Annotated in this window: 14 protein-coding genes and 1 pseudogene; 2 read left to right on the forward strand and 13 right to left on the reverse strand. The window is 41.8% G+C overall.

Annotation, left to right across the window (positions count from 1 at the left end):
* The first annotated feature begins 1 nt into the window (after position 1).
* A complete protein-coding gene (locus tag CO692_RS16810; protein ID WP_077454419.1) occupies positions 2 to 739 on the forward strand; it encodes an amino acid ABC transporter ATP-binding protein in 738 nt (245 codons plus the stop codon).
* Between the two features lie 50 nt (positions 740 to 789).
* Here the strand turns inward: CO692_RS16810 and CO692_RS16815 are convergent, their stop codons facing one another.
* From CO692_RS16815 to CO692_RS16870, 12 genes and pseudogenes are all read right to left on the reverse strand, one after another.
* Positions 790 to 1029: a hypothetical protein gene (locus CO692_RS16815; RefSeq protein ID WP_096742883.1), complete on the reverse strand. Its 240-nt coding sequence runs from the start codon at positions 1027 to 1029 to the stop codon at positions 790 to 792.
* A gap of 420 nt (positions 1030 to 1449) precedes the next feature.
* A complete protein-coding gene (locus CO692_RS16820) occupies positions 1450 to 1905 on the reverse strand; it encodes an S-ribosylhomocysteine lyase (protein ID WP_008382180.1) in 456 nt (151 codons plus the stop codon).
* A gap of 12 nt (positions 1906 to 1917) precedes the next feature.
* Positions 1918 to 2562: a class I SAM-dependent DNA methyltransferase gene (locus CO692_RS16825; protein ID WP_086292289.1), complete on the reverse strand. Its 645-nt coding sequence runs from the start codon at positions 2560 to 2562 to the stop codon at positions 1918 to 1920.
* 2 nt (positions 2563 to 2564) lie between these two features.
* Complete coding sequence (locus CO692_RS16830) at positions 2565 to 3710, reverse strand: cystathionine gamma-synthase (RefSeq protein ID WP_081118613.1); 1146 nt, start codon at positions 3708 to 3710, stop codon at positions 2565 to 2567.
* Positions 3711 to 3845: 135 nt separating this feature from the next.
* Positions 3846 to 4664: pseudogene (locus tag CO692_RS16835) on the reverse strand (PLP-dependent cysteine synthase family protein); the annotation flags it as partial.
* 403 nt (positions 4665 to 5067) lie between these two features.
* Positions 5068 to 6168 (reverse strand): glycerol dehydrogenase, encoded by a 1101-nt coding sequence (locus tag CO692_RS16840; RefSeq protein ID WP_096742781.1) that lies wholly within the window; start codon positions 6166 to 6168, stop codon positions 5068 to 5070.
* Between the two features lie 187 nt (positions 6169 to 6355).
* Complete coding sequence (dnaJ, locus tag CO692_RS16845; protein ID WP_005235650.1) at positions 6356 to 7525, reverse strand: molecular chaperone DnaJ; 1170 nt, start codon at positions 7523 to 7525, stop codon at positions 6356 to 6358.
* Between the two features lie 126 nt (positions 7526 to 7651).
* Positions 7652 to 9481 (reverse strand): molecular chaperone DnaK, encoded by a 1830-nt coding sequence (gene dnaK / locus CO692_RS16850; protein ID WP_096742782.1) that lies wholly within the window; start codon positions 9479 to 9481, stop codon positions 7652 to 7654.
* 52 nt (positions 9482 to 9533) lie between these two features.
* On the reverse strand, positions 9534 to 10121 hold the full coding sequence (gene grpE / locus CO692_RS16855) for a nucleotide exchange factor GrpE (RefSeq protein WP_077454424.1): 588 nt from the start codon (positions 10119 to 10121) through the stop codon (positions 9534 to 9536).
* 38 nt (positions 10122 to 10159) lie between these two features.
* A complete protein-coding gene (gene hrcA, locus CO692_RS16860) occupies positions 10160 to 11203 on the reverse strand; it encodes a heat-inducible transcriptional repressor HrcA (protein ID WP_005225934.1) in 1044 nt (347 codons plus the stop codon).
* Positions 11204 to 11385: 182 nt separating this feature from the next.
* Positions 11386 to 12576 (reverse strand): radical SAM family heme chaperone HemW, encoded by a 1191-nt coding sequence (hemW, locus tag CO692_RS16865; RefSeq protein ID WP_096742783.1) that lies wholly within the window; start codon positions 12574 to 12576, stop codon positions 11386 to 11388.
* Positions 12577 to 13016: 440 nt separating this feature from the next.
* Positions 13017 to 13664, reverse strand: a complete 648-nt coding sequence (locus tag CO692_RS16870; protein ID WP_096742784.1) for a hypothetical protein — start codon at positions 13662 to 13664, stop codon at positions 13017 to 13019.
* Between the two features lie 162 nt (positions 13665 to 13826).
* On the opposite strand from CO692_RS16870, the gene CO692_RS16875 reads away from it, so the two are divergent.
* Positions 13827 to 14648, forward strand: a complete 822-nt coding sequence (locus CO692_RS16875; protein ID WP_077454427.1) for an aldo/keto reductase — start codon at positions 13827 to 13829, stop codon at positions 14646 to 14648.
* A gap of 136 nt (positions 14649 to 14784) precedes the next feature.
* Here the strand turns inward: CO692_RS16875 and iadA are convergent, their stop codons facing one another.
* Positions 14785 to 15969, reverse strand: a complete 1185-nt coding sequence (gene iadA / locus CO692_RS16880; protein WP_096742785.1) for a beta-aspartyl-peptidase — start codon at positions 15967 to 15969, stop codon at positions 14785 to 14787.

The following is a 15969-nucleotide window of genomic DNA, read 5'->3' on the forward strand; positions in this document are numbered from 1 at the left end:
CATGAAAGAAAAAATCTTAGTTGAAAACCTTGTGAAAAAATACGGAGACAATACCGTATTGAACAATATCAATGTTTCCATCGCTGAAGGAGAAGTTGTTTGTGTGATTGGTCCTTCAGGATCTGGAAAATCGACGTTCTTACGCTGTTTGAACCGCTTAGAAGAACCAACCAGCGGTGATATCATCATTGATGGCGCGCATCTGATGGATAAGAACACCAACATCAATGCTGTACGACAACATATCGGCATGGTGTTTCAGCATTTCAATCTCTTCCCGCACTTGTCAGTTTTAGAAAACATCATTCTAGCCCCGATGGATCTAAAAAATGCTTCTCGGCAAGAAGCGGAACAAAACGCGATTCGTTTATTAGAGACGGTAGGTCTGGCTGATAAAAAAGACATGTACCCTGACAATCTATCTGGAGGACAAAAACAACGGGTGGCGATCGCGAGAGCTTTAGCGATGAATCCCGATGTGATGCTGTTCGATGAACCAACCTCCGCACTCGATCCCGAAATGGTTGGGGATGTACTAAATGTTATGAAGGATTTGGCAAAACAAGGAATGACCATGGTGATCGTCACTCATGAGATGGGCTTTGCCAAAGAAGTAGCGAACCGCGTGATGTTTATTGATGGCGGTAATTTCTTAGAAGACGGCACACCTGAGCAAATCTTTACCAACCCTAAGCACGATCGTACGAAAGATTTCTTAGACAAAGTTTTGAATATCTAAAAAAATCCTCTGGAACAGTTCTTTTCTCGGACTGTTGCAGAGGTCTTTTTTCATTGATTTTTTCTTTTTGTTTCTTCTGAGATCTGTTTTTGATTTTCACCTAAAAATACTTTTGTATCGATCGGGTTTGCTTTGTTTGCCCCACCGATGCCGGTATCAACCATCTTTCCCCAACCTTTCAATGGCTCTTTTCCTTGCGCACGAAGCCTCGCATTTTTTAAACGTAACGCTTGTTTTTTCGCTTCTTTTTTCGCTTGATGTTTTGCTTGCCATTGCTTTAAGATGCTCATCTTCTTTTCTTCCTCTCCTTCTTTATTAAAAAAAGATTTGCTTACATACATTCTTGGCAAACCGCGTGCTACTTCCTACCGACCTGGTAAGAGCCACTAGGATTCACCTTTGATATAGCACATTTTTATTGAGTAGTTAATTCTATTATAATATTTCCTTTTCACCCGCGTAAGTTGCAACTTATAATTTATTGAAACTATCAAATAATATTTGAAATCCAGTGAGCAGATCAGAAGCGACATATTACACTTATTTACCAACGTTCACCCCAAAACTAATACGCCTTACAAAAAGATAACAAAAATGCAGCTTATCACTTTGAAGAACCCCAAATATTGAATCCTCTTCTTATTGCTTAGCCAACAAAAAAAGTGCCCGTGAATACAAACACAGGCACTTTTTTCTATGATCTTTTTCGTTTAGGCAAAAACGGTCGACCAATTGTCACGTTCATCAAGAAATTCTTGCGCTAATTTTTGCGCACCTTCTAAGGTATGGTTCGCCGCCCAACCGCATTGCACTTCATTGCTGGCAGGTACTTCAGTTGCTTGCAAAACATCCTTCATGGTTTTTTCAAGGACTGTCAAAATCTCTTCATAATCGTCATGATTCAAGACAGTCAAATAAAAGCCGGTTTGGCAGCCCATTGGTGACCAATCCACGATATAATCTGCATGATTACGAATCAATTCTGCCGTCAAATGTTCTAAAGAATGCAGACTTGCCATATCCATATGCGCTTGGTTCGGCTGCTTCAAACGGACATCATATTTGATAATGGTATCATTCGTTCCTTGTTTTTTATCGGCAACCCGTACATAAGGTGCTTTGACTTTCGTATGATCCAAATTAAAGCTTTCAACGTTCATTTTCATTGTACTTCTCTCCTACTCTCTTTGTGCTTCCACAAGCCAAACATACTCATTGATTTGCTTAAAACGACTGGTAAACCCATGTTGGCGAAAGTACCGTTCGATATCCGCAGTAACTGGATAGTACTCCCGTTCCAGATCAGCGGCTAGTCGCTGGTGACCAGCTTGACGCGCTTTGTCGATTAGTTCCATTTTGCGGGCTAAAGAAAGAAACATCGTATCACCGAAAAGCACTTTCCCGCCTTTTGGCAGCATCGCCGCATATTTGCCGATCACCCGTTGTTTTTCGTCCTCCGTAAGATGATGAAAAACATAGGTAGAAACGATCGTATCAATCGCATCCGTGATCTCAGGAAAAACCTCCATATCACCATCAACAAAAGTCACTTTAGAAAGACTGGGTTTTGACTTGGCGATCCGCCGCATCTCTGGCGATGGCTCGATCGCCAGCACATTTTTTCCTTGATCAAGTAGAGCTTGTGTTAGATTTCCAGTTCCACTACCAAATTCTACCACAGACCGCCCTGCCTTTTCAGCAATTTCTGCTAGTAACTGTTCATATTTTAAAAAAACTGCTCGATATTCTTCATCCTTACCTGCAACTGTTTCATCGTACTCAGCTGCCCAGTCTGAAAAAATTGGAATAAACTCTCTCCCCATCACTAGTTACCTGCCTTTTCAAACGCTTGCTCTAAATCTGCCTGTAGATCCTCACCGTCTTCGATGCCGACCGACAATCGAATCAAGCCATCTTTGATCCCAGATTGCTGGCGAATTTCTTTAGGGATTGAGGCATGGGTCATCACGGCTGGCACTTCTACCAAACTTTCCACACCACCTAAACTTTCTGCTAAAGTAAAAATCTTTAATGCTTCAACAAAGCCGGCTGTTTTCGTTTCATCGGTTAGTTCAAAAGATATCATACCGCTATAGCCAGACATCTGTGATTTGGCGATTTCATGTCCTTCATGGTCAATCAATCCTGGATAATAAACCTTTGCGACAGCTGGATGTGCTTGTAAGTAGTGGGCAATTTTCATCGCGTTGTTTTGATGTGCTTCCATCCGCAAAGCAAGTGTTTTGATGCTTCGTTGGATCAACCAGCTATCATGAGGCCCCAATACACCACCAATGGCGTTTTGTAAAAAAGCAATTCTTTTGGCGATTTGTAGCTCTTTGGCAACCGCTAACCCAGCTACTACATCACTGTGTCCACCGAGATACTTGGTAGCGCTGTGAATCACAATATCTGCGCCTAATTGCAGCGGCTTTTGAAAATATGGCGTCGCAAAGGTATTATCCACGATCGTCAAAATGTCCTGTTTTTTAGCTAGTTGGGCAACGATTGCGATGTCCGTAATCTTCAATAATGGATTCGTCGGTGTTTCTAGAAAAATCGCTTTGGTCTCAGGAAGAATTGCTGCTTCAATAGCAGCTAAATCATCGGTTTTGACTAGCGAATAAGTCAAGCCGCTTTTTTCTAATACTTGATGAAGCAAACGAAACGTCCCGCCATATACATCATCCCCTAAAATGACGTGATCTCCTGTCTGAAACAGCGAGAAGACCGCATGGGTGGCTGCTAATCCAGAGGCAAAAGCAAACCCTTGGGCGCCTTCTTCAAGATCCGCAATCAATTCTTCTACGGCAAAACGAGTTGGATTGCCTGAACGACTGTATTCATATTGCTTTGGCTGACCAAGTGCGTTTTGCTTGTAAGTTGATGTTTGATAGATCGGCACACTGACCGCCCCAGTCGTTTCGTCTTCACTGATACCACCGTGGATTACTTTTGTATTAAAGTGCATTGTATTCTCCTCCTGTAAATGGTGTAATTGTGGATTCGCAGCATAAATTTGTTTTGATAGATAGCGGTCGCCACCATCGGGAAAAACTGTGACGATCGAGCTGCCCGTTGGCAAAACAAAACTTTCTTTGACGGCTGCTGCCATGGCGGCACCACTTGAACTCCCAATAAGCAGACCATAGTTTTTTGCCAAGTAACGAGTAAAGGCAAAGCCTTCCGCATCACTGATCGTATAAATTTGATCAATACGTAAATCGTCAAAAAATTGTGGAATGAACTCAACACCGATCCCTTCAATCTCATGGCCGTGGGCAGGACCGCCATTCAAGATTGATCCTTCTGGTTCAACAACAGCAAGACGAGTACTAGATTTTTGTTTCTTTAAGTATGTTGCGACACCTGCGAAGGTTCCCCCGCTACCAGCCCCGGCAACAAAGCTATCAATTTTTCCAGATAGCTCCTGAAAGATCTCTGGGCCTAAGGTTGCTTGGTAGGCTGCAGGGTTGTTTTGATTGTGAAATTGCATTGGCATAAAACTATTTGGCAGCTGTTTTGCTAGTTCCTTTGCTTTTTCAATCGCCCCTTGAATGCCTGCTTCAGTGGGCGTATGAACGATGGTCCCGCCTAATGCTTCAATCAATTGCTGCTTTTCAAGGCTGAATTTTTCAGGAATGACAAAAATCATTTTTAAGCCATACTCGATCCCAGCTAAAGCCAAACCAATTCCAGTATTTCCCGCTGTCGGTTCGATAACGGTTGTCTCATGATCGATCACATGCTCACGAAACGCTTCATCGATCAAATATTTTCCTAACCGGTCCTTGATACTTCCGCCAGGGTTTAAATACTCAAGTTTTGCATAGATGGTACTTCCCTTTTTGCCACCAAATGCTGCGGCATCAAATTCAAAGAATGGGGTTTGCCCAATCAATGCTTTTATATTATTAACGATCATCGCTCGACTCCTCGCTCAAGTTTTTGGTACAACTCGTATGCTTCATGTACTCATTTTCGTTTGCAATCACCAGCCGTCGCCAATGAAAGCGGTAAAAAATAGCAAACAAAAAGGGGTACTGACTATTACATCAGTACCCCAAAAATGTCGTCTTATCCGGATAGAAGCGAATCACTAAAAAACTCAGCGATCTGCTGCGACAAAGGAACTAATAATAGGCATGACAAATGGGTATGCTGCTTTTTGCACCATACAACAACAACATGTAGTTTGCGTGTTGAAGTTCGTCATGTCTTGTTCCCTCCTTTAATTTGCTTGTTAACAAAATAGCACGACTCTTTTTCATTGTCAAACGTTTTTTTTAATCAACAAGTATCGATCAATGAACGTTTATAAAATAACATCATAGAGGATAATAAGCGGTCACATAGGCATCCACGGCTTTGATCGCGGCTACAACATCTTCTGCAGATACCGTGAACGGCATATTGTGAATCGTCTCCCCTTCGATGGTTGCTTGTTTGCCGACTTTCATAAGGTCTGCATCACTGACATCCGCAAGATGCATTTCAGCTAATGTCGTTGGTAATTCCAACGCCTGATACAACTCAATATATTGGTCAATTTCATCAGGATCCGCGTTTTCCAGCATCAATTGTGTAAGTGTCCCGTAAGCAACTTTCTCTCCATGAGTCAAATCATGGACGTCTCCTTCAAGGGCTGTCAAGCCATTATGGATCGCATGAGCTGCTGCCAGACCAGCACTTTCAAAACCTAAACCACTTAACAGAGTGTTGGCTTCCACGATTTGTTCAAACGCTTCGGTAACGACTAGTTTTTTATTTGCTTGATAGGCTTTCAGCGCATTCTCAAAAAGAATCTCTTCGCATTTTTCAGCGATCGCCATGCCGGCAATTGGTTGAATGCCGCCAACCATATTCTGACTATGGCTTCGGGCAACGGCGCGTGCTTCGACATAGGTTGCGAGTGCATCCGCAATACCCGCTGCCAATAACTTGGCAGGCGCTTTCGCAATAACGGCTGTATCCACTAAGACAAGTTCAGGATTTTTGTGATAAAAACGATACTTTTCAAAGCGACCTTCATCTGTATAAATAACAGAAAGTGCCGAAGTTGGTGCATCAGTAGAAGCGATCGTTGGCAAAACGGCAATCGGGATTTTTAATTCATCTGCAACAGCTTTCCCAGTATCGATGGCTTTCCCGCCACCTAATGCAGCAATCACTTCAATGGATTCGCTTTTGGCTTTAGAGACGATACGATCGATTTCATTTGCAGAAGCTTCTCCACCAAAAATTTCTTTTACCGGATCTAAATCAGCTGCTTTGAGATTATCAAATAAGTCTTCACCGGCAATTTTCCAAACTGTTTCATCGGTCAAAAGCAGCACTTTCTTCCCTAGATCTTTAATGTGGGATAAACCATCTTTCAATACACCTTTTCCTTGAACGTATCGTGACGGACTCGCAAATATTCTTTCCATTGTATCTCCTCCTTTAATTGGTCTACTTTCATTGTGACATACTAAGCAAGCGATTTCAAAGGAAAAGAAAAAAAGATGGACAAGAAGATTCGATTCTCGTCCATACTGCACATTTATATTCTTTCAACCACTCATGCCCTGATAAAACGGATGGTTTTATCAGGGCATGAATTGGATTATTGACTTGTTATTTCTTTTTCCCACCAAAAGCATCTTTCATTTTATCAAAAAATCCTTCTGGTTGTTGTTCGGTGGTTTCATGTCCACTAGCTTTTGCATAAGCCCGCAATGCTTCTTTTTGTTCCTCATTTAAGTTCTTCGGTGTGATCAGCTTCACTTTGACTTGTTGATCGCCATTGCCGCCTCCCCGTAAGCGAGGGGCTCCTTTACCGCGTAAGCGGAAGTTTGTACCTGTTTGGGTCCCAGCTGGGATTTTTAACTTCACATTCCCGTGAACCGTTGGTACATTGACTTCGTCACCTAAAGCAGCTTGGACAAAGTTCAGCGGTAGCTCGTAATAAATCTCAGAACCGTCACGATCAAAAATATCACTTTCTTCCACACGGAAAACAACGTATAAGTCCCCATAAGGACCACCGTTGGTCCCAGCTTCTCCCTGGCCAGATAAACGCATTTGTTGTCCATCTTCGACACCTGCAGGCACGTTGACTTTTACATTATGTTTTTTCTTTTCATGGCCAGTACCATGACATGTTGTACATGGTTCCTTGATTTCTTTCCCAGTTCCATGACAAACATCACAGGTTTGACGGCTCATCACACGACCAAGTGGTGTTTGACGTTCAACATTGATAGTACCTGCACCATGACATTTATGACAGGTTTCTGGTGAAGTACCTGGTTTTGCCCCGTTCCCGCCGCAGGTATGACAGGTTTCTTCACGATTGTATTGAACAGTTTTTTCCACTCCGAAAATCGCTTCTTCAAAGGAAAGATCCACCGCATATTGCAAGTCCGCTCCTTGTCGGGGTGCATTAGGATTGGCTGCTCTGCCGCCTCCACCCCCGAAAAACGATTCGAAAATGTCTTCAAATCCACCAAAACCGCCACCGGAGAATCCGCCACTGTTAAAGCCGCCGAATCCACCGCCATAACCGCCTCCGTAGTTCGGATCGGTACCAGCATGACCATACTGATCATAAGCAGCTCTTTTTTGGGAATCACTTAATATTTCATAGGCCTCAGAAATCTCTTTAAACTTTGCTTCTGCATCAGGTTCTTTATTGATGTCTGGATGATATTGTTTTGAAAGCTTACGATAAGCTTTTTTGATTTCGTCATCCGAAGCCCCTTTTTGTAGACCTAAGACCTCATAATAATCTCTTTTGTCTGCCATTGGCTTCCCTCCACTCTATTCTTGCGTCTCTCGTATTTTAGCATATAATTCGCTCTAGAAAAATACGTTTCGCAAATTCATAAGAAAAAGCCAAAGCGGTGACTTTGGCTTTTTCACAAACAGCGATTATTTATCGTCACCGTCTACTTCTTCAAAGTCGGCGTCAACCACATCGTCTGCGCCGCCTTGTGCAGCTTCTGGATTTTCTTGTGCTTGTTGTTGTGCTGCTTGTTCGTATAATTTAACGGTTAAGTTTTGTACGATTTCATTCAAAGCATCACGTTTGGTTTTCATTTCTTCTAAGTTGTTTGCTTCAACCGCAGCTTTCAACTCATCACGAGCTTCTTCCGCTTTTTTGACTTCGTCTGCATCCACTTTGCCTTCAAGCTCTTTCAATGTTTTATCAACAGTGAACAACAATGCATCGACGTCATTGCGTAGATCAACTTCTTCTTTGCGCTGTTTGTCGGCTTCAGCATTTGCTTCAGCATCTTTTACCATGCGTTCGATTTCTTCATCTGATAAACCTGAAGATGATTTGATCGTGATTTTTTGTTCTTTTTGTGTACCTAAATCTTTTGCAGAAACATTGACGATCCCATTTTTATCGATATCAAATGTTACTTCGATTTGAGGGATGCCACGAGGTGCTGGTGGAATATCCGTCAATTGGAATCTTCCTAATGTTTTGTTATCAGCAGCCATTGGACGTTCCCCTTGCAAGACATGGATATCAACGGCAGGTTGATTGTCTGCTGCAGTTGAGAAGACTTGTGATTTACTTGTAGGGATCGTTGTGTTACGATCGATCAATTTTGTGAAGACAGCACCCATCGTTTCGATACCTAATGATAATGGTGTAACGTCTAGTAAGACAACATCTTTCACATCCCCAGTGATCACGCCACCTTGGATCGCAGCACCCATCGCTACCACTTCATCTGGGTTTACTGATTTGTTTGGTTCTTTATTGGTTTCTTTACGTACAGCATCAACTACTGCCGGAATACGAGTTGAACCACCAACTAAGATCACTTCATCGATTTCTGATTGTGATAAGCCAGCATCTTTCAAAGCTTGGCGTACTGGAATTTTTGTACGTTCTACTAAGTCTGCTGTTAATTCATCAAATTTCGCACGAGTCAAGGTCATTTCCAAGTGCAATGGACCAGCATCGCCAGCTGTGATAAACGGTAAGCTGATTTGGGTACTTGTTACACCTGACAAGTCTTTTTTCGCTTTTTCAGCAGAATCTTTCAAACGTTGCAAAGCCATTTTGTCTTTTCCAAGATCAATGCCGTTTTCTTTTTTGAATTCTGCTACCATGTGATCGATGATTTTGTTATCAAAGTCATCCCCACCTAGGTTGTTGTCCCCAGCAGTTGACAATACGTCAAAGACGCCATCGCCTAATTCAAGGATCGATACGTCGAAAGTACCGCCACCTAAGTCAAAGACTAGGATTTTTTCATCTTTATCTGTTTTATCTAACCCATAAGCTAAAGCTGCAGCAGTTGGTTCATTGACGATCCGTTCTACTTCAAGACCGGCAATTTTACCAGCATCTTTAGTTGCTTGACGTTGTGCATCGTTGAAATATGCAGGAACAGTGATGACTGCTTTTTCAACTTTTTCACCTAAATAGTCTTCAGCAAATCCTTTGATGTATTGAAGAACCATTGCGGAAACTTCTTGTGGTGTATAAGATTTGCCTTCAACTTCTACTTTGTATCCTGCTTCACCCATATGGCGTTTAATAGAAGAAATCGTATTCGGGTTTGTCACTGCTTGGCGTTTTGCAACTTCCCCTACTTGGATCTCACCATTTTTGAATGAAACAACAGAAGGTGTGGTACGGTTTCCTTCTGGATTCGTAATGATTTTTGCTTCGCCGCCTTCAAGGACAGCAACAGCTGAGTTTGTTGTTCCTAAGTCGATACCGATAATTTTACTCATAAGTAATACACTCCCTTTTTTAATTTAAACATCTACTTATAGATAGAAAGAACTATTGTGCAACGATGACCATGCTTGCACGCAAGACACGATCATGCAATTTATACCCTTTTTGCAAGACAGTAACGATTGTGTCTGCCGGTGTTTCATCAGAGGCAGGTACAGTCTGCACCGCTTGATGCAAGTTCGGATCGAACATTGCACCTTCAGCAGGAATCTCTTCGATTCCCTCTTCTTTTAAGGCTTGACGCAGACTTTCAAGAACCATTTCAACGCCTTTTTTCAAATTCGCCGCTTGGTCTTGATCGACATCTGCTGCCATCGCTCGTTCCAAATTGTCGATTGCTGGCAACAGTTTTTTGCCAAGATCTTGCGAGCGGTATTTTTGTAAAAGTTCCCGCTCATTGCGGTTACGTGAAGTGATATTTGCGATCTCTGCACGAGCACGCAGGAATTGATCTTCCAATTCGTTATTCTTTTCTTGCAAAAGTTCCAATTCGCTTTTTTCCACTGCTTCTTCCTCTGGTTGAGGAGTCTGTGCTTCAGTTTCAGTTGATTCATTTGAAGATTCAGGTGTTTCTGCGGTTTCTTCAGCAGTTTTAGCTAATTCTTCATCTAAACGCTCTTCTTTTTCCGTCACGTTTCAACCATCCCTTCTACGATTTGTTTCATTGCCGCTTATTCATTGGCAGCGTCTAATGCGCGATAATAATCGGCCAATTTTTTTGCTAACTCGCCTCGAAAAACTTCCATCAGTCCAAACATCCGTGAATACGGCATACTTGATGGACCTAATAAAGCGATCGTTCCTTGTCCATGACCTTCGATTTCATAGCTGGCTTGGATCAAACTCATATTTTGTAACAAGTCATTGCCAAGCTCAGAGCCGATTCTGATTTGAATCGCAGAATCTCTTGGCGCCAGCAGCTGTGTCAGCTGATCTGCGTTTTTCATAAATGAATACATCGATTTGAACTGACTAACATCTTGCGTCGGTTCAAAATCCAGAAGATTCATTCGCCCGCCGACGAAGATTTTTTCTTCAAAAATATGGCTCAGCATCGTATCAAAGAGATCAACGATTCCGTCAGTCGTTTGAAAATACTTATGCAGAATCATCGGAATCTCGGTTCTTAATCGATGGTAGACCGTCATTAGAGGTTCACCGATCAATTTGTCGTTGATGATCCTTACCATTTTTTCCAAATCTTCGCTGCTCATCGATTCAGGAAGGGTAAAGACTTGATTTTCGACATTCCCTTTATCCGTCACGATGATCGCGATGATCTGTCGTGCATTCAAAGGGACGATTCGAAAGCCCGTCAATTTCCTTTCCTTCATATCTGGCCCTAGAGACAACGCTGTATAGCTAGTCAAGTTGGACAAGATCGTGGCAGACTGCTGGATGATTTCATTGATTTCATGAAAATCTTTTCCAAAAGAATGACGAATGGTTTGAATTTCGTTTTGGTCAACTTCAGATGGCTTCAATAAGTGATCAACGTAATAGCGATACCCTTTTATTGATGGCACACGCCCTGAAGATGAATGTGTCTTTAATAGAAGTCCAGCTTCTTCCAGCGCCTTCATCTCATTACGAATGGTGGCAGAGCTAGCTTCAACCCCATCTTCCATCAATCGCTTCGAGCCCGTGGGCTGACCAGTATTCGTATAGTTTTGGATGATGAGGTGTAAAATCATTTGTTGTCTAGGTGTCAACATTTTATCCACTCCTCCGTTAGCACTCATTCCTATTAAGTGCTAACACGATTATAAATATACCATATTTGCTAGGAATGTCAAGTATTTGCATCACTTTTTTAGCACTCTTTCTAAGAGAGTGCTAAAAAAAGAAAGCAAAAAAGAAGCAGCGCGAAATGGCTGCTTTTCTTCCTTGTTCTTTCTTATTTTTCTCCATCCAAGAGAAATGCTTCAAACACTTCGTTGCCAATGAACATCCCAGCTTTCGTTAAAAAGACACGATCACCTTGACTAGCCAACCAGCCTTTTTGAATCAACTGTTCGCTAGTTGAACCATAGATTTCCTGAAAAGACTTCCCGAATTTTTCTGCAAAGCGTATTTTTGAAATGCCAGCCTTTTTACGGAGGCCTAAAAAAAGTTCCTCTTCCATTTGATTGCTGGTTGTCAATTCTTCGATTTCGTGGATTGGCAACTGATTTTCCTGCAATGGTTTCAAATAATGCTGGATCGGTCCTTTATTCTTGTAGCGAGACTGTCCAAGATAACCACTAGCGCCTGCCCCAAAGCCAAAATAATGTTCATTGTTCCAATACACTAGATTGTGCAAGGACTCATACCCTGGTCGGGCAAAATTACTGATTTCATATTGGGTCAAGCCAGCTTTGTTCATCGCAGCGATCGCTTCGTCAAACATCTGCGTTTCAGCTTCTTGAGAAGGTAGTGCCATTCTTCCTTGGCGAACCCAGTTCATAAACATGGTTTTGTTTTCTAAGATTAAGGAATACATCGCATAATGAGGCAACCCGAGATCAATCGCTCGCGTCAGCGTATCACGGAAGCTTTCAATGCTTTGTCCCGGAAGTGCATAAATCAAATCGATCGTCACATTCTGAAAATCATGTTTTTCTAGCAGTTGGATGGTTGAATAAACATCTTCAGCAGTATGCTTGCGACCAATCTTTTTTAGCAAGCGATTATCAAAGGTCTGGACCCCCATAGACAATCGATTGACTTGGTGGTTTTTCAACACCAGCATTTTGTCTTCGCTCAAATCACCAGGATTTGCTTCCACGGTAAACTCTTTCGTTGTGTGAGTCGGCAATAATTCGTGTACGCCTGACAGCAATCGATCCAGCTGGCTTGCCGAAAGCGACGTTGGCGTCCCACCGCCAATGTAAATCGTTTCCGCTTCGCTGACTGGCTGGTGGAAAAGAGTCAACTCAATTTCCTTCAACAGTGCTTCGATGTATTCATCCACTGGCTGGCCTTCTAAAAACACTTTGTTGAAGTCACAGTAGTAGCAAATATGTTCACAGAAAGGTATATGTAGATACGCGGAAATATTTCCTGCGCTTTTTGTAGATGGATCATTTATTGTTTGACCTTCAAGCATTACTAAGTGATTCTCCTCTATCTTCTTTTTCACTCGCATTGCTGAGAGTATCGGCACTTATTGTAGCACAGATCTGTGAATTCTCCTATCACTTGAAATAGCAATAAGCAAAAAAACACCACTTCAAGAAAGTGATGTTTCAGAACAATCATAGAAAAAACCAAGAGGACTACTCCTATTAAGTACGGTAAACTACCGTTTTTGTTCTTATGGCAAACAGAAAAATTGCGGTCTGCTACAAGAACTAACACTTCCCCCAAATTGTTAGCGCCACAAAAGATAAGCTGTTGTCGGCGGCTTACTGAATAAGAGTAGCTCTCTTCTTGAAAGACAATCGCTTGCCTTATCTGACTCTAGTATACCTTGATTTAAAAATTAAGTCCTATCATCTTTTTCATCAGTCTATGAAAACAGTGAGGAATGTAAGGACGCTTGATCGATTAAAAAACATGAAGCAAGATGTCGATCAAGTAACGGATCAACCGATAGGCGATAAATAAGAAAAAAATATTTCCTAGCAAAAATTGAAAAACATTTCCGATAGATCCTTTAAAGGAGCGAAAACTGAAATACCGGGACCAACGCCTGAACCCATTTTGGCGATTTCGCTTTAATCGATACGCTTCATCATACTTCATCTCTAAGAGGTCATAATAAAAGATCATTAGGGGTTGTTGCACAAAAAACACTTTCTTATACCCTGCCATCAGCGTGTACTGCTTATTATTGGAAGGAAAGTTGCGATTGCCGTTTTTCTTCACGCGCATCGTTGTTCCATCCTTCATGTGGAATGCATAATGATCCTCGAATTCTGTCAGTTGATAAATTTGCGGCACCTGATTTTCTTCTTCGAAAGCAAGTACGACCTCACTCGCTCGCTGATAAAGTGAAACTAACCATGCCATCATCCCTAGCAAAATAACCAACAAAATGATATTTAAAAGCAAACTTTCTTGTAACAAAAATAGGTAACCTAAGATAATCAAAATCGCCACGCCAAGAGCAAGCATTCTTCTACGGAAATAACTACGATACATCAATTCAAAAGAGCGCCGATAGTAGGCAAAATCTTCTTTTACAAAATCCATTCTTACCACATCTTTCCAGCTTGAGGTTGCTGCTACTGTATCAAAGATCCCTTTGAAAGTCAATTTACCGAAAAAGTTTCAGCGTCAGATTTGTATCAAACAAGAAAACGTTTTATAATAAAAGATGTAACTAAAAAAAGCGACGAAAGTAGGTTGAAATACGTGATATTACAAGAAACATTTACTTTGCAGAACAAACTGACGATTCCTAAGATCGGCCTTGGGACCTGGCAATCTTCGCCAGAAGATGCTTACAATGCAACAAAATTTGCCATCCAAGATGGTTATCGACATGTCGATACAGCTGCTGCTTATAAAAATGAAGAAGCAGTTGGGAAAGCTGTCCGCGATTCAGGCGTTGCTCGTGAAGAGATTTTTGTTACCACGAAAGTACCTGCTGAGTTAAAAACTTATCAAGAAGCGGTTGATAGCATTGATGCTTCTCTAAAAAAACTTGACTTAGGGTATATCGATTTGATTTTGATCCATGCCCCTCGTCCTTGGAAAATCATGGGAAACAATCCAGAAAATAAAGATTTTTATCTTGAAAACATCGATGTTTGGAAAGCATTAGAAGAAGCCTACTTAAGTGGAAAAGTAAAATCGATCGGTGTTTCAAACTTCGATCAAAAAGATTTACAAAATATTTTCGATCATTGCGATGTGAAACCAATGGTCAATCAGTTTATTTACCATATTGGTCGCACAAATGAAGAATTATTGGCATTTTGCAAAGAGCACGAAATTTTAGTGGAAGGCTATTCACCAATCGCTACTGGTCGTTTACTAGACAACGATGCGGTCAAAACGATTGCGGAAGCCTATGGAAAATCGATTCCACAGCTTTCTATTCGTTACCTACTACAAAAAGATATTTTGCCATTGCCAAAATCCGTTCATGAAGAATACATTTCAGATAATGCCAAAGTTGACTTTGAAATTTCTGAAGAAGACATGAAGAAATTAGATGAGCTGCAAGCATAAGAATTCTTGCATTTAAGTGAAAAAGCAGCCCGATCAAGTCCAGCAAATGCTGGTCATAGATCGGGCTGCTTTTTTGTCTTTTACAACTCTGTTTAGAAAAACAACCGACTCTTAGTCTGCCAAAATTGGCTTCTTTTTACGCTAGTTGCTCAAAGGTACCCCATACTTTCACTTCTTGTTTTTCTACCATCGTTTTGCCTTTTGCTAGAACTGTTTCTACAGCGAATGATTCTTTGTTCAGCAAGCAAATATCAGCATCCATCCCTGCTGCAAGACGTCCCTTTTGATCAAGCTTCAATACTTTCGCTGGATTGGAAGTGATTGCACGAATGGCGATTTCCAATGGAATCTGCTCTTTTTGGACTGCTTCTTTAATGCCTACCATCAGCGCTCGCGAACTGCCGACACCCAGACCTATGAATTGATTGTTTTCATCAAAGTAAGGGAGACTGCCTTGCCCATCAGAGGTCATGGTAAATTGATCCAGCCCGATCCCTTCTGCTAACAAACGTTTCAATCCTTTACTGAAGCGAACCTCATCGTCTTCTTTTTCCCAGAAATCAGGATCTTCACTCGCCGTAAAATCGATCGTTCCACCCATTTTTGCAAAAGCAATACTCGCTTCGAAAAGCTCACTGGTCCGATTGGCATGTGTAGGTAAAAATTGGCTGATTAGAATCTCTGTCTCTTCGATGGTTCGTAAAAGCAGCTCATATTTTTTCTTCCCTCCACCTAAGTGGACGTTCACGATGCCTGCTTTTCCAGAAAGCATCCCACCGACACGAGCATCCGCAACCGCGCGGGTAAATTCTTCGAAACTTGGTTGTGAAGAACGATGGTCAGAAACGGCAATTTCACCAATACCAATAATTTTATCGATAGTCAAAAAATCTTGGATGATGGAATCCGTGACAGGCGTCAATGGCAATCGATAAGAACCGTCATACAAGTAAGTCGTGATGCCTTCCGCCTCTAGTCCACGGGCCTTACTGATCAAGGCAGTCATATCTCTGCCTACTCCGTCAGTACCTAAGCAACCAACTACCGTCGTCACTCCTGCAGAGGTCAGCTGAGACAATTTCACTTCAGGTGTCCGGTTTTGAAAACCACCTTCCCCGCCACCTCCTAAGATATGAAAGTGACAGTCAATAAAACCAGGCACAGCAAGCAACCCTCTGCCATCGATTTCTTCAAGAGCAACGCCTGAGAATCCTCCTTGAATCGAATCTTGAATGGCAATAATCTTGTCTTCATTTAATAAAATATCTTTTTTTCCTAAATAGTCAGGCGCGTAAACCTCCGCTTGTCGTATCACCTTCAT

This window comes from Enterococcus sp. FDAARGOS_375 (assembly GCF_002393265.1).
Lineage (GTDB): Bacteria > Bacillota > Bacilli > Lactobacillales > Enterococcaceae > Enterococcus_D > Enterococcus_D innesii.